Raw genomic sequence first — 13,919 nt, 5'->3', positions numbered from 1 at the left:
TAGGGCGCAGGAGGACGACCATGCGCATTATCGACACCCACCTTCACCTCATCTATCCCGACCGGCTTTCCTATCCCTGGCTCGGCAATGCTCCGGCCATCAACAAGCCGTGGAGCGTGGAGGCCTATTGGGCCGAGGCAAAGCCACTGGGCATCGAAGCCGCGCTCCATATGGAGGTGGACGTCGCCGAAGCCGATATTTTGGCCGAGACCGAATTCGTCTTCGGCCTCCCCGGCATCACCGGCGCCATCGCCGCCTGCCGTCCCGAAAATCCCGATTTTCCGGCCCAGCTCGAAAAACTGCTCGCTGTTGGAAAAGGCCGGATAAGAGGCCTGCGCCGCATTCTCCACGAAGTGCCGGACGATGTCAGCGAACCCCAACTCTTCGCGGACAATCTGCGGCTTCTCGCCCAGCACGGCCTCACCTTCGACATCTGCCTTCGCGCCGATCAGTTGCATCTCGGCGTCGCGCTGGCGCAACGCGTGCCAGAAGTGACCTTCATCCTCGACCATTGCGGCAATCCTGACATCAATGGCATTGGCCTCGACCCATGGCGGCAGAGTCTCAAGCAAGTCGCCGCCCTGCCCAATGTCATGGGCAAGGTTTCGGGCATCGTGAACCACTGCGATCCGGACTGGACCCATGAAACCCTGCGCCCCTATGTCGAGCATGTCATCGGCAGTTTTGGGTGGGACCGCGTCGTCTGGGGTTCAGACCATCCGGTCGTCACCCTTACCGGCTCGCTCACCCGCTGGGTCGAAGCGGCACGCGAGATTGTTGCGGGCGAAACCACCGAGAACCAGGAAAAGCTCTTTTCCCGCAATGCCGAGCGCATCTATCGCGTGGCGTAGGGTCGGATGACGCTGACCTGACGCTCAGCCGAAAATGGCGGCTTGCGAGAACCCGAGCGGAGCGTACGTTGGTACGTGAGCGCTGGCGTTTGCAGGCGAGTGTCAGGTGAACGTCGCCGACCCTAATCGTTTGTCGCTATAACAAATTGTATTGCAGCCCCTCCAAGTGCGTGAGATTCTGCACAAGGAGGAATTGGGGAGAGACTTTATGGCCCAGAGTGCTGACCGCATCGCGGTCTCCACCTGGTCGTTGCATCGCCTTTTGGGCACGACCTATCCGCATGATTTGACCACCAGCGCCATTGGACCGGGCGATGACACCTATGGAGAAGGCAGCGAGTCGCTGCTTGGCCTACCCTCGGTGCTCGCCAATCATGGCTATCACCGGGTGGAGATCGTCTCCTTCCACATGCGCAGCCGCGACTCCATCTATCTGGCCGAACTGAAGGACCAGCTGAAGGTCTCGGAAGTGACATTGCAGACGCTGCTGATCGACGCCGGGGACATCACCCATCCCGAGAATGGCGCCCGTGACGAAGCCTGGATTGCCGGCTGGCTCGACGTTGCCAATGAACTCGGCGCCGAAAATGCCCGCATCATTGCCGGCAAGCAAAAGCCCACCAGGGCCAATATCGACCACTCCGTCGCTGCGCTCAAACGCCTCGCCGCCGGCAATGCCGGATCATCGGTGCGGCTGGTGACAGAAAACTGGTTCGACCTGCTTTCGACGCCGGAAACCGTGCACGAAGTGCTCGATCGGCTCGAAGGCAAGGTCGGCCTTTTGGGCGATTTCGGCAATTGGGGCGGCGACAGCAAGTACGAGGATCTCGCCTCAATCTTTGCTCGCGCCGAACTCTGCCACGCCAAGGCGAGCTTTGTCGGTGGCCAGCTCGACGAGGCCGATTACGGCGCCTGCGTCGGGGCGGCCGAAGAGGCCGGCTACAGGGGCCCATACACGCTGATCTTCGACGCCGACCAGCCGCACGAATGGGCGGGCCTGGCGCTCGAACGCGATTTCATCCTCTCGCTCATCGAGGTTTGATGGCATGAGCCTCGTGCGCGTTGCGCAACGGCGCGTGACACGGCCACGGCGCACCCAGCGCGCCGTGCCGGTGCTGTCGCGCCTTGCCGAAATCGCGCCGGTCGGCATGCTGGTTACCGGGCTCGATGGCGCGGTGCGCTATCTCAATCCCGCCTTTACCCGCCTACTCGGCCACAAATTTGAGGTCGGTCACAATCTCGATGGTTTTGGCCTCATCCACCCCGACGATACCGGCGCGGCGCGGCAACATCTGGTGCGCCTCGCGCGCGGCGAAGCCGCCCATTATCGCGGCGAACATCGCCTGATCCATGCCGATGGGCACCCGATCTGGGTCATGCTCGCCGCCGCCCTCTCGACGGACGATGACGGCCATCCCGATTGCCTGATCCTGCAGGTCACCAGCATAGAATTGCAGAAGCGTGCTGAAGAGGCCCTCGCCTATTCGGAAAGTCGCTGGAACCACGCGCTCGAAGGTGCAAGGCAGGGTGTCTGGGATCACGATATCCGCAGGGATACGATGTTCTATTCGCGCATGTGGCGAAAGATGCGCGGCATTCCGGCCGACGAAGAGGTCGATGGCGATCAGGTCAAGTGGCTGCAGCGCATCCACCCCGAGGATCGCCCCCATGTCATGGCCAATGTCCACCGGCAGGATCAGGGCGACAATAGTTTCGACGCGCTTGAATATCGCGAGCTGACCCGCGACGGCCGCTATATCTGGATTCTCAGCCGCGGCCGCCCGGTCGAATGGGACGAGGGCGGCGAGCCGCTGCGCACCATCGGTACCGATACCGACATTACCTATCTGAAAACCGTGGAGCAGGAGCTGGCGGCCGAAAAGGAGCGCCTGCGCGTTACCCTCGAAGCCATTGCCGATGGCATGATCGCCACCGACGGCGAAGGCCGCGTGACCTTCATCAATCCCGCCGCCGAACGCTTTACCGGCTTTTCCGCCGCCGAGGCCAAGGGTCTTTTAGCCGAGGCCGTCTTTCCTCTCCGCCATGCCCATTCCAATGAGGCGGCGCCCTGCCCGGCGGTCGCTTGCCTCACCCATCGACAGGCCATGGAAGTGGAAGACGAAGTGGTCCTCGTGTCGCGCGATGGCCAGGCCCGCGACATCCGCTGTTCCGCCTCGCCCGTCACCACGCCCGATGGCAAGGTTTCGGGTGCAGTCCTCGTCTTCCAGGATATTACCCAGAGCCGCGCCCTGCAGCGCCAGCTCGTCCACTCCGCCAGCCACGACGTGCTCACGGGCCTGCCCAATCGCGCCGCCTTTGATCGCGCCATGAGCACCGCCATGACCTCGGCGCGCGATGGGCAGCGGCAGCATTGCCTCCTCTATGTCGATCTCGACCGGTTCAAGCCTGTCAATGACACGGCTGGCCATGCCGCGGGCGATGCGCTCCTCAAGCAGGTGGCTGAAACCATTCGCGGCGCCTGTCGCGGCCACGATCTCGCGGCGCGCCTCGGCGGCGACGAATTCGCCGTCTTGCTGGAAGACTGCCCGCTCGCCAATGGCCGCAAGGTGGCCGAAAAGATCGTGCGCGCCATCGCCTCGCTCGCCTTTTCCTGGAATGGCCGCCTCTATCGGATCGGCGCCAGCATTGGCGTCACCGTCATAAAATCGCGCTCGGAATCGGGCCTTGGCTATCTCGGCGAGGCCGATGCTGCCTGCTATGCGGCCAAGGCCGGCGGTCGCGGCCAGGTCGTGTGCTTTGCGGAAATGACCGTCGATCAGCCGCAATAAGCGCTGATCTCGGATCAGCCGTAGTAAACGCTGATCTCGGATCAGCCGTAGTAAACGCTGATCAGCTGCCCGCCGATTTCATGCACCTTGATATCCATTTCATAAATGGAAGAAAGCACGTCGGGCCGGATCATTTCACCTACCGACCCTTGCGCCGCCACCTTGCCATGCTTCATGGCGACGATGTGGGTGGAGTACCAGGAGGCGAAATTGATGTCGTGCAGCACCAGCACGACGGTCTTGCCCAATTCGCTCGCCGCCCGCTGCAACAGCTTCATCATGCCCATGGCATGCTTCATGTCGAGATTGTTGAGCGGCTCGTCGAGCAGCACATAGTCCGTGTCCTGGCACAGCACCATGGCCACAAAAGCCCGCTGCCGCTGCCCGCCCGAAAGCTCGTCGAGAAACCGCCCCGACAGGGCGGTGAGATCGAGATAGCCGATGGCTTCATCGATATGCACCTTGTCGTCGGCATTGAGCCGCCCCTTGGAATAGGGATAGCGCCCGAAGGAGACGAGATCGTGCACCGTCAGGCGCGCGGTCATGTGATTGTCTTGCCGCAGGATCGAAAGCCGCCGCGCCAGCACATCGCCGGGGGTCTTGCTGACATCGAGCCCGTCGACGGTCACCGAGCCCTTGTCCATCGCCATCAAGCGGCTGACCATGGAGAGCAGCGTCGATTTCCCCGCGCCATTGGGCCCGATGATGGAGGTGATGCCGCCCTTGGGCAGGCTCAGCGACACGCCGTCGACAACAGTGCTTTCGCCATAGGATTTGCTGACATCGGAGGTGATGATCATCGGGCCGATCTCCGCAGCACCAGGACAATGAAAACGAGGCCGCCCAGAAACTCGATGATAATGGACAGGGCCGTATCGAAGGCAAAGACGCGCTCCAGCAGGGTCTGCCCGCCGACAAGCGCAATGATACCGAGCAGGACCGCGGCCGGCAGCACATAGCGATGCTTGGAATTGCCGATCAGCGAATGCGCCAGCGTCGCCACGAGCAGGCCAAAGAAGGTGACGGGCCCCACCAGTGCCGTCGACACCGACACCAGAATGGCGACCAGCACCAGAATAACAGCGACCGTGCGCTTGTAGTCGACCCCAAGATTGATCGCCTGCGCGCGCCCGAGCGAAAGCACGTCATAGGTGTGCATCAGCCGCCAGCCGACAAAGCTGGTGATCGCAACGATCACAGTCGCGATGCCAAGCAAGGTCGGATCGGTCGTCGCGAACGAAGCAAACAGCGTATCCTGCAACACATTGAAGGCGCCGGGATCGAGCATGCGCTGCATCAATTGGGAAAGACTGCGGAACAGAATGCCAAAGACGATGCCGACCAGCACGAGCAGATGAAGGCTCCGCTCTTCGCCCAGAAACAGCCAGCGGAACAGCAGGAAGGAAAAGCCGACCATGACGAAGAGTTCGACGACGAACTGGATCTGGCTATCGATCGACACCAGCGCCGAAACGCCGAAGAAGAACACGACCGCCGTCTTGATCAGCACATAGAGCGCATCAAACCCCATGATCGAGGGAGTCAGGATGCGGTTGTTCGTAACCGTCTGGAACAACACCGTCGACACCGCCACCGAATAGGCGACCAGCACCAGCGAGAGCAGTTTCTTGCCGCGGAAGGAGAGCACGAAACTCCAGCTCCCCTTGGCATCGAGCGTCATGAACAGCGCGATGGAAACGAGCGCGGCAACACCAAGCGCGATCAGCACCAAAGCCGGCCGCGACAGCCGTTTCTTTTCCACGTCGAGAGCCAGGTCAGCTTGCATTGCGCGGTGTCCTCAGCAGGAGATAGAGGAACACGGCGCTACCCACGACACCCATGACCACGGCAATCGGGATTTCGTAGGGGAAGCGGATCAAACGCCCGACAATATCGCAAGCGAGCACAAAGCCAGCACCACCCACCGCCACCCAAGGCACGGTACGACGCATATTGTCGCCGACGACGAGGCTGACGAGATTGGGCACGATCAGCCCCAGGAACGGGATCGAGCCCACAGAAACCAGCACTACGGCGCTGACCACGGAAACGATCACCAGCCCCAGCACCATGACGCGCTTGTAGTTGAGCCCGAGATTGGTGGTGAAATCCTTGCCCATGCCGGCAACGGTAAAGCGATCCGCCGCGATATAGGCGAGAATGCCTCCGGCAAGGCCGAGCCAGAGCAGTTCATAGCGCCCGCGCAAGACGCCCGAGAAATCGCCCATGTTCCAGGCGAGCAGCGAGGCCATGAGATTGGTGCGATAGGCAATGAAGGCGCTCACCGCACCGATGACACCGCCGAGCATGATGCCGACCAGCGGCACCAGCAGCACATCGCGCAGCGGTACCGCGCGCAGGATGCGCAGGAACAGGGCCGTGCCGCCCAGCGCAAAGAGCGCCGAAACCGCCATCTTGGCCATCAGCGGCCATTCAGGCGCCAGAAGCGTAACGACCAGAAAACCCAAAGCTGCCGACTCACTCGTCCCCGCTGTGGACGGTTCGACGAAGCGATTGCGCACGACCATCTGCATGACGAGACCGGCAATGGCCATGGAGGCGCCGGCCAGCATCAATGCCAGGGTGCGCGGTACGCGGCTGATGAAGAAGATTTCGACAGCGCGCGCATCCGCCGTGCCCGACAGCAAAGCGGACAGCGACACATCGCTGACGCCGACAAAGAGGCTGATGAAAGCCAGGATCAGCGTCGCGAGAAAGGCAAGAAGCAGAATGCGCAAGGAGGGGCCTTAAGCAAAGCCGGTGGCCGGATCGCTCCGGCCACCTGTTTAGTCTTTAGCTATTCAGCCCAGCCAGAACCTGGTCGAGCAGCAGCAGCACGCCCTGGTAGCCGTGCATGGAGATGTAGGAGGCCTGCGGATCGACATAGACGATGTGACCTTCCTTGGCGGCCGTCGTCTGGTTGAAGAGTTCGTTGTCGAGCAGGGCCTGGGCAGCGCCAGCGTTTTCGCCGGTGCCGGCATCACGGTCGACCACGAACACCCAGTCCGGGTTCACTTCGAGGAGGAATTCGAACGACACGGAGTCACCACCATGGTCGCCGTCCTTCACGCCATCGAGCGCCGAGGGCATGCCCACTTCGTTGTAGATCCAGGAGACGCGCGAATCCGGGCCATAGACGCCGAGCTTGCCGGCATTGGTCACGAGCACCAGGGCATTGCCCTTGCCTTCGGCCGCAGCTTTCACTTCAGCGACCTTGGCGTCGAGCGCGGCGTTGAGTTCGGTTGCCTTGGCTTCGAGCCCAAAGATGTCGCCGAGCGTCGTCATGTTCTTCTTGACGCCTTCGACGATGGAGCCGTTGTCGACCGAAAGGTCGATGGTGGGCAGAATGTCCTTGGAGGTGCCGATGGCTTCGCGCGACCGGGCAGCGATGAAATAGACATCGGCTTCTGCAGCGGCAATGCCTTCAAAGTCGGGCTCGAACAGGGAACCGATCTGGATTGCATCGGCCGGAATCTTGTCGCCGAGATAGGTCGGCGCGTTGGACGACGGCACGCCGGCAACGGTTACGCCGAGAGCGTTGAGATCGTCGAACACGGCCCAGTCCTGCACCAGCACTTTTGCCGGCACGCCGGTCAGCGTGGTTTCACCCTGAGCATGGGTGATCACCTTGTCCTGGGCAAAAGCCATAGGGGCGAGCACAGCGGCACTGGCAAAGAGGGCCGCGGCGAATGCAGTGGTGCGGAAAAGCGATGTCACGGGAACGATCCAATCGGTTTGCATCAAGGGACACGCCATCGAAATCCTGACAGCGCTTATCAAGGTTCCTAGCCAGCACATTTGGGCGAGTCAAAGGAAAATATGACGCAGCCAATCAGACTTTTGTCAGATTAGAATCGCTTTTATTTTGCGTGGTTTACGCAGCCCGTTGCGAAAACGTTTCAGCTGGAGGGTGCGTATGTCTCGGCGCAGAGCGCAATAAAGCTCTTCATTGCCGCCGAGAGCGGGCTCGACTTGCGTCGCGCCACCAGCAATTGCCGCATGGCCCAGCTTTCCGCCAGCGGCGCGCAGACAAGGTCGGTGCCCGCGAGCAGATGCAGGCTCGTCGAACGCAGGAAGCCGATACCAAAGCCGGCCTCGACCATGCGCACCAGCGCGGGAAAACTTTCCACCCGCAGCGTTTCGGTCAGTTTTTGCCCCTTGGCATTCGCCGCCTCCGAAAGCAGGCGGTCGAGCGAACCGGTATGATGCACCCCGACCATGGCATAGGGCAGCGCCGCATCGAAGGAGATCGCCTTGCGCGGCTCGATCTGCTTTGCCAGCGGGTGATCGGGCGGCGCCAGCACCCAGACCCGTTCATCCTCGAAAGGCCTGATGTCAAAACGGGCAAAATCGTAATTGTCCGAAACGATGGCCACGTCAGCCCGGCCCTCGTCGAGCGCCAGGAGTGCCTTGGCGGCGCCCATTTCGGCAATGGCGATTTCGATGCCCGGAAATTTCTGGGCATAGCGGGCAAGCAATTCCGGCAGGCGACCGGTCAGCGCCGAGCCGGTCGAGGCGAGGCGCAAGCTCCCGCGCAGGCCCGAACCAAATTCGGCCATGACGGCATCGAGATCGGCAATCGAGCGCAGAACCGTGCGGCAGCCTTCGGCATAGGCCTCGCCGGCGCTGGTCAATTTGACGCCCTGCGCCGAACGATCGAACAGCACCACGCCCAGCCGCGCTTCGAGATCGGACACGCGCCGGCTGACGGCCGAAGATGCGATCCCCTCGCGCTCGGCGGCGCGGCCGATCGAGCCCGTTTCAGCCAAAAGCAGGATAAGTCGCGCGGTTACGCTGTCGAAAGGTGCCATGTCGTCTCCCACGCGCACCATAGAGGGCGATTGCGGGAGTTCAAAACCACTCGGCGTATTTTTGGGCATTTGATTGTGCGTAAGCCCGCAAATGAGGGGTTTAGCCAGCGGCCAACGCCATCAACCCACGCGAAAGATAGAAAAGGCCGATGCCGGTGACGATCCAGCGCGTCCATTTGCGGAAATTGTCGTCGGTCAGCCGCTGCAGGATGCGGTAGCCGACATTGGTGCCGAGAATGGCGAAGGGCGCGGCAATGAGGGCAATGGCCCAGTCACCAACACCCACAGCCGAAGCCACAGCGCCATAAAAGACGATCTTGGCGCCATGCGAAAGCACCTGCGCTGCCGCCTTGGTGGCAATGACCGTGCGGCGATCCATCTCGGTCCGAATGAAAAAGATGTCGATGGTCGGTCCGGCAACGCCCACCGCAAGGTTGAGCCCTGACCCGAAGAAACCGCAGAGAAAGCCGTGCAGCGGCTTGCTGGCATCGAGCGCCAGCCAGTCCTTGGGAATCCAGACAAGGATCGGCATCAGCCCCACGGCGATACAGACGGTGATGAAATCGGGCGTATAGCGCACGATGAACAGCAGCGTTGCCGCGGTGATCAATCCCAGACAGATGGTCCCGAGAATCCGCCAGTCGATATATTGGCGGGAGAAAATGGCGCGCGAGCCATTGGCAACAAGCTGGATTACCCCCTGCACCGCAATGGCCGTCGCCACTGGCAGCACAGTCATCAGTGCCGCCAGCAGAATCATTCCACCGGCCATGCCGAAAATCCCCGACAGGATCGAGGTGCAGAAAGTGGCTAGGGCGATAATGGCAAAGAGCAGCGGGGACATGACATCTAAATGACCGAGCATTGCCCCTGTCGCCAGCGATGCTTTGGCAAGGGGTCATGCCGGGCCGGCTTCTTTGGCACCCTTCACCCACCCTCACTCTCCTACAAAGGGGAGGGATCAAGGGTGGGGGTAAACGGGAGGCACGATCAAACTACAATATCCCCGGAAAATAGTCCGCAGCCCCCTTGCCCAAAAACTGCTTCACCTCATCCAGCGGCGCCGAGAACAGATCGCCATTGCATACCGATATGACGTGGGGAAAGCCCGAGAGGGTGAACGTCACCGCATCGCGCTCGCTGAACCGGATGTCGAGATTTTCGGCAATGGCTTGAGGGTTGATACATTCGGACGCAAGCTCGGCATCGAAGAGATCGGAGGGGATGTTGTCCCGCACATAAGCGATAAGGCCAAAACTCGGGCCCCAGAAGTAGGCATCCGGATTGGCCGCGGCCGCCTCGGCATCGGCAACCTCATCGGCCGCCGCGCCCCATTCGCGCGGCACCCAGGCCGAAAACACCTTGGCCAGATCGAGCGGCTCGCCGGTCTCGACGTCAAAGGTATAGCTGTCGATGTGATTGTAGGGATGCGCCCCGGTGCACCAGAGACTGCCCGACTGCACCCAGCTCACCAGTTTTGGCGAAGCATAGCTCAGGGTCACCAGCTCGCCGTCATAGTCGCCCAGCGTGCCGCCCATGGAGCCCATATATTCGCCCTTGCCATAGGTCGCATAGCGGAAGGCGAGGCAATCGAAAGCCGAAAGGTTCATCCGGCCATGACGTTCGGACAGGATGGCATTGACCTTGTCGACCGGCGCGCCATCGGCAAAAGCCGTCACGCGCGGAAAGGCGAATTTGGTGCGCGGATCGGTCACGTCGCGAAAAGTCGCGTCGCCGAGCGCCTGTTCGGGCCCTTCGTCGAATTCAACGTCGAGCAGGCTCATTTCATAGGGTGCAGCGCTCCAGTCGAGCGCGGCACCCTCATGGAAACCGAGGGCCGCGGAACGATCATGAAGCCCAAAGGGCGTCAGGGTCTCGGACGAGTCGAGGTCGCGCCAGGCGAGCACTTCGAGCGTGAGATCGACGGTCTTGGGCTTGCTGTCCAGCGTCGTGCGCTTGCCCGTGGCCATGTATTCCGTCGGGTCATAGGTCAGCTCCCAGACGGCGGCGAGCGGCGGATCGACCGCCTTGCCCTCGTCGTCGGTCTCACAGGTGGTTTCGTCGCAGGGCGCTTCCTCATAGAGCGCAAAGGCATTGCCCTCCTGCGACACGGCCAGCAGCGGCACATCGCCGCCGGTGTCCTTGAATGTGTAGCGCCCCACCACCGGTCCACTCTTCGCATCAGTCAGTTCGACCAGAATTTCTCGCCCATTGAGCGTGCCGAGAAAGGTGCGGACCTCATCTCCCAATGCGGGGGTGGCGGCAAACAGGGCGAGCAGGAAGGCGGCGTGGCGCATGGCAGGGCTCCTCTGCCCCTTGCCCTATCACGGCGCCCTGAACTGCGCCTGAACAATTGCTATTGCGCTGGTGCTTCGAGCAATTCGGGATAGATCAGTGCCGAACATTGCCGGTTGTTCTCGTCGAGCTTTGTCTGCTGCTCCGGGCTCAGCACGCCGGTATAGACCGCATCCCAAAGGTCGTCCGCGTCGAGCCCTTCAAGCCCGCACTGGCAATAGGTCGTGCACATCTGCGCCGTGGTTCCTGCGCTTTCGCAGGTCGATTGGCACGAGCGCAGAAAATCCTGCTCGCGCAGCGCATCCTGGGTACCGAAGAACATCGAGAGCGGCACGATCACCGCCAGCAAGATCGGCTGGTGGATAAGATAGAACGGCAGGCTCCAGCGCCCCAGAAACGCAAAGCCTCGCGGCAGTTTTCCGGTCGGCTGGATAGTCGCCAGCTTCGGCAGGAGCGCGGTCTTGCCCAGCCGCGTCACCAGGACGCCAATCAGCACCGCTCCGAACCACGGGAAAACCGGCACGAGATCATTGGTGATGGGCGGGGTCACCCAGAAGCCGAGCCAGGAGAAAATCTTCTCGTTGAACAGCGGATCGGCAAAGAAGAAGGGCGGCAGGATGAAAGCCAAAGCCACCAGCGCCACGACCACCACCGGCACGAAAAGAAACGGCAGGGCCATGAGCATGAAGAGCGCAATGGCATGCAGCACGCCAAAGTAGACAAAGCTCTCCGGGAAGGCGATCAGCGTGCCGACTGTGATCGCCACGGCCCCGGCAAAGGCAAAAAGCCAGCGCCGCCAAAAGCTTTTCCAGCGTATCCCCTCGCCATGCCCGAGCACGAGGCCCACACCAACGAGGAACAAAAAACTCGCCAGGATCGAGCGGGCAAAAAACACCCAGCGCGGATCAAATCCCACATCGGCCGCCAGAAACCCGAAATACCAGAGGTCCCAACAGAGGTGATAAAAGGCCATGGCGAGAATGGCGACGCCACGGGCAATGTCGATGACCGGAAGACGCGTTCGCTTCCCAACCTCAGCCATCGAAATTCACCACCACCGCCAAAAACGCCTCGCCATAGCGATCGAGCTTGCCCTGCCCGACACCGGGCAGATTGAGCATGTCATGCGGATGCGTCGGCCGCGCCAGCGCCATGGCGCGCAGCGTCGCATCATGGAAAATCACATAGGGCGGCACGCCCTGGCTTTTGGCGATTTTCAGCCGCTCGCTGCGCAGCGCATCGAAAAGCCCCTGCGCATGCTCTGGCAGATTGACCGCCTTGCTGAGCTGCCGCCGCACTTCCACAGCCTTTTTCGGCCGGTCTTTCCGTAGCGTTACGCTGCGCTCTTTCTTGAACACCGCCCGCGCGCCTTCGCCCAGCGTCAGCGCGCCGTGATTGGCATGATCGACGACAATGAGACCCATGGCCGTCAATTGCCGCAGCACCGATTGCCACGCCTTGGCATCGAGCTCCCGACCCTGCCCGAACACCGGCTGGTTCTGGTGGCCAAAACGCTGGACCTTCTCGGTCTCCTTGCCCACCAGCACGTCGATCACATGCGCCGCGCCAAAACGCTGGCCAGTCCGGAAAATCGCCGCCAGCCCCTTGATCGCCGCCTCGGTGCCGTCCCAGCTTTCCACCGGCGAGCGGCAGGTATCGCAATTGCCGCAATTGCCGGCATGCGCCTCACCAAAGTGGTTGAGAATGGCCTTGCGCCGGCACTCCGCCGTTTCGCAGACGCCGAGCAGCGCATTGAGTTTTCCGTGTTCGAGGCGTTTCACCTCGTCGGGCGCCCCGCCCTCGTCGATCATGCGCCGACGCTGCACCACGTCGGCCATGCCATAGCTCATCCAGGCATCGGCTGGCTGCCCATCGCGCCCACCGCGCCCAGTCTCCTGGTAGTAAGCCTCAATCGAAGCCGGCAGATCCATATGAGCCACATAGCGCACGTCCGGCTTGTCGATGCCCATGCCAAAGGCCACCGTCGCCACGAGGCACAGGCCTTCTTCCTTCAAGAACGCATCCTGATTGGCACTGCGCAGTTCTGCCGACATGCCCGCATGATAGGGCAGCGCCCGGATCCCCTTGCCCGAGAGATAGTCGGCCATGTCCTCGACCTTGGCGCGGCTGAGGCAATAGACAATGCCACTCTCGCCCTTGTGGCCGGAAAGGAAATCGAGCAGCTGCTCGCGCGGCTTGTCGCGCTCGACGATGGAATAGGAAATGTTCGGCCGATCGAACGAGGTGGTAAAAACCTTGGCCTGTTCGAGCCCCAGACGTTCAATAATATCTTCGCGTGTCGTCGGATCGGCCGTGGCCGTCAGCGCAATGCGCGGTACGCCGGGGAACAGTTCCACCAGGTGAATAAGCTCGCGATATTCCGGCCGGAAATCGTGCCCCCACTGGCTCACGCAGTGCGCCTCATCGATGGCAAACAGCGCAATATCGACGCCCGAAAGCATATTGGCAAAGCCCGGCGTCGCCACCCGTTCCGGCGCCACATAGAGCAGGTCCAGTTCCCCGGACCGCAATTGCCGGCGCACCAAACTCGCCTCTTCCGGCGAGAGCGAAGAATTGAGCGCCGCCGCCGCAACGCCCGCCTGCTTCAGCGCCTCCACCTGATCGCGCATCAGCGCAATCAGCGGCGACACCACAATGCCGACGCCCGGGCGGCAAATGGCCGGAATCTGGAAGCACATCGACTTGCCGGCGCCCGTCGGGAACAGAACCACCGCGTCACCGCCGGCGACGAGCTGGTCGATCACCTGATCCTGCTGCCCGCGAAACTGCTTGTGCCCAAAAATGTCGCGCAAAACCTCGAGCGGGGTCGGCCGCTCGGCACGGTGGGGCGAAAACAGGTCAATTGAGTCGAGCGCTTGCACGCCTCTCTTGAATCACGCGACTCACCCGCGCGCAACACGCCAGTGGCGACTATCACCTAGTGATGCGTCGCTGCTTTCCTCCGCGCCCGGCCCGAGCCCGACTTCTTGCCCCCGCCATCCTGTTTGTTGACCGTGGCCCAGGCGCGGCTCTCCGCTTCATCCTCGGAAAGGCCCTGCTCCTTGTAGCTTTCCTCGATATGCGCCGCCTTGCGCTTCTGCTTGTCGGTATAGGCGGATTTATCGCCTTGGGGCATTTCTGCCTCCTTCACTTCCAAAAGGAACGAAGGCATA

The 13,919-nt window shown here is 61.8% G+C and carries 12 protein-coding genes and 1 pseudogene; 3 read left to right on the top strand and 10 right to left on the bottom strand.

The genetic code is table 11. From position 1 onward, the window contains the following. Nucleotides 1-20 precede the first annotated feature (20 nt). The 3 genes from NVV77_RS13890 to NVV77_RS13880 all read left to right on the top strand — a co-directional run bounded on the left by NVV77_RS13890 (nt 21) and on the right by NVV77_RS13880 (nt 3,640). Nucleotides 21-851, top strand: a complete 831-nt coding sequence (locus NVV77_RS13890) for an amidohydrolase (RefSeq protein ID WP_295414250.1) — start codon at nt 21-23, stop codon at nt 849-851. A gap of 208 nt (nt 852-1,059) precedes the next feature. After that, nucleotides 1,060-1,893: a TIM barrel protein gene (locus NVV77_RS13885; RefSeq protein WP_295414249.1), complete on the top strand. Its 834-nt coding sequence runs from the start codon at nt 1,060-1,062 to the stop codon at nt 1,891-1,893. A 4-nt stretch (nt 1,894-1,897) separates the two neighbouring features. After that, nucleotides 1,898-3,640: a PAS domain S-box protein gene (locus NVV77_RS13880; protein ID WP_295414247.1), complete on the top strand. Its 1,743-nt coding sequence runs from the start codon at nt 1,898-1,900 to the stop codon at nt 3,638-3,640. Nucleotides 3,641-3,681: 41 nt separating this feature from the next. Here NVV77_RS13880 and NVV77_RS13875 read toward each other — a convergent pair whose 3' ends face one another. The 10 genes and pseudogenes from NVV77_RS13875 to NVV77_RS13830 form a co-directional block, all read right to left on the bottom strand. Continuing rightward, a complete protein-coding gene (locus NVV77_RS13875; protein ID WP_295414245.1) occupies nt 3,682-4,440 on the bottom strand; it encodes an ABC transporter ATP-binding protein in 759 nt (252 codons plus the stop codon). Next, nucleotides 4,437-5,321 carry an iron chelate uptake ABC transporter family permease subunit gene (locus NVV77_RS13870; protein ID WP_295414471.1) on the bottom strand — a complete coding sequence of 295 codons (885 nt, stop codon included), beginning with the start codon at nt 5,319-5,321 and terminating at the stop codon, nt 4,437-4,439. Before NVV77_RS13870 ends, NVV77_RS13875 begins: the two co-directional genes overlap by 4 nt. 94 nt (nt 5,322-5,415) lie before the next feature. Beyond that, nucleotides 5,416-6,378, bottom strand: a complete 963-nt coding sequence (locus NVV77_RS13865; RefSeq protein ID WP_295414244.1) for an ABC transporter permease — start codon at nt 6,376-6,378, stop codon at nt 5,416-5,418. Nucleotides 6,379-6,433: 55 nt separating this feature from the next. After that, on the bottom strand, nt 6,434-7,357 hold the full coding sequence (locus NVV77_RS13860) for a siderophore ABC transporter substrate-binding protein (protein WP_295414242.1): 924 nt from the start codon (nt 7,355-7,357) through the stop codon (nt 6,434-6,436). A gap of 182 nt (nt 7,358-7,539) precedes the next feature. Next, nucleotides 7,540-8,451, bottom strand: a complete 912-nt coding sequence (locus NVV77_RS13855) for a LysR family transcriptional regulator (protein ID WP_295414240.1) — start codon at nt 8,449-8,451, stop codon at nt 7,540-7,542. A gap of 100 nt (nt 8,452-8,551) precedes the next feature. Beyond that, on the bottom strand, nt 8,552-9,316 hold the full coding sequence (locus tag NVV77_RS13850; protein ID WP_295414238.1) for a sulfite exporter TauE/SafE family protein: 765 nt from the start codon (nt 9,314-9,316) through the stop codon (nt 8,552-8,554). Between the two features lie 130 nt (nt 9,317-9,446). Next, a complete protein-coding gene (locus tag NVV77_RS13845; protein ID WP_295414236.1) occupies nt 9,447-10,748 on the bottom strand; it encodes a hypothetical protein in 1,302 nt (433 codons plus the stop codon). A gap of 59 nt (nt 10,749-10,807) precedes the next feature. Continuing rightward, nucleotides 10,808-11,788 carry a heparan-alpha-glucosaminide N-acetyltransferase gene (locus NVV77_RS13840; RefSeq protein ID WP_295414234.1) on the bottom strand — a complete coding sequence of 327 codons (981 nt, stop codon included), beginning with the start codon at nt 11,786-11,788 and terminating at the stop codon, nt 10,808-10,810. After that, nucleotides 11,781-13,628, bottom strand: a complete 1,848-nt coding sequence (gene recQ / locus NVV77_RS13835; RefSeq protein ID WP_295414233.1) for a DNA helicase RecQ — start codon at nt 13,626-13,628, stop codon at nt 11,781-11,783. Before recQ ends, NVV77_RS13840 begins: the two co-directional genes overlap by 8 nt. Before the next feature lie 86 nt (nt 13,629-13,714). Further along, nucleotides 13,715-13,882: pseudogene (locus NVV77_RS13830) on the bottom strand (plasmid stabilization protein); the annotation flags it as partial. Between the last annotated feature and the right edge of the window lie 37 nt (nt 13,883-13,919).

Origin of the sequence: Devosia sp. (genome assembly GCF_024707125.1) — a bacterium.
Classification (GTDB): Bacteria; Pseudomonadota; Alphaproteobacteria; order Rhizobiales; family Devosiaceae; genus Devosia.
Note: the sequence above shows the minus strand (reverse complement) of the source record. Positions and strands in the feature narration are given on the sequence as shown.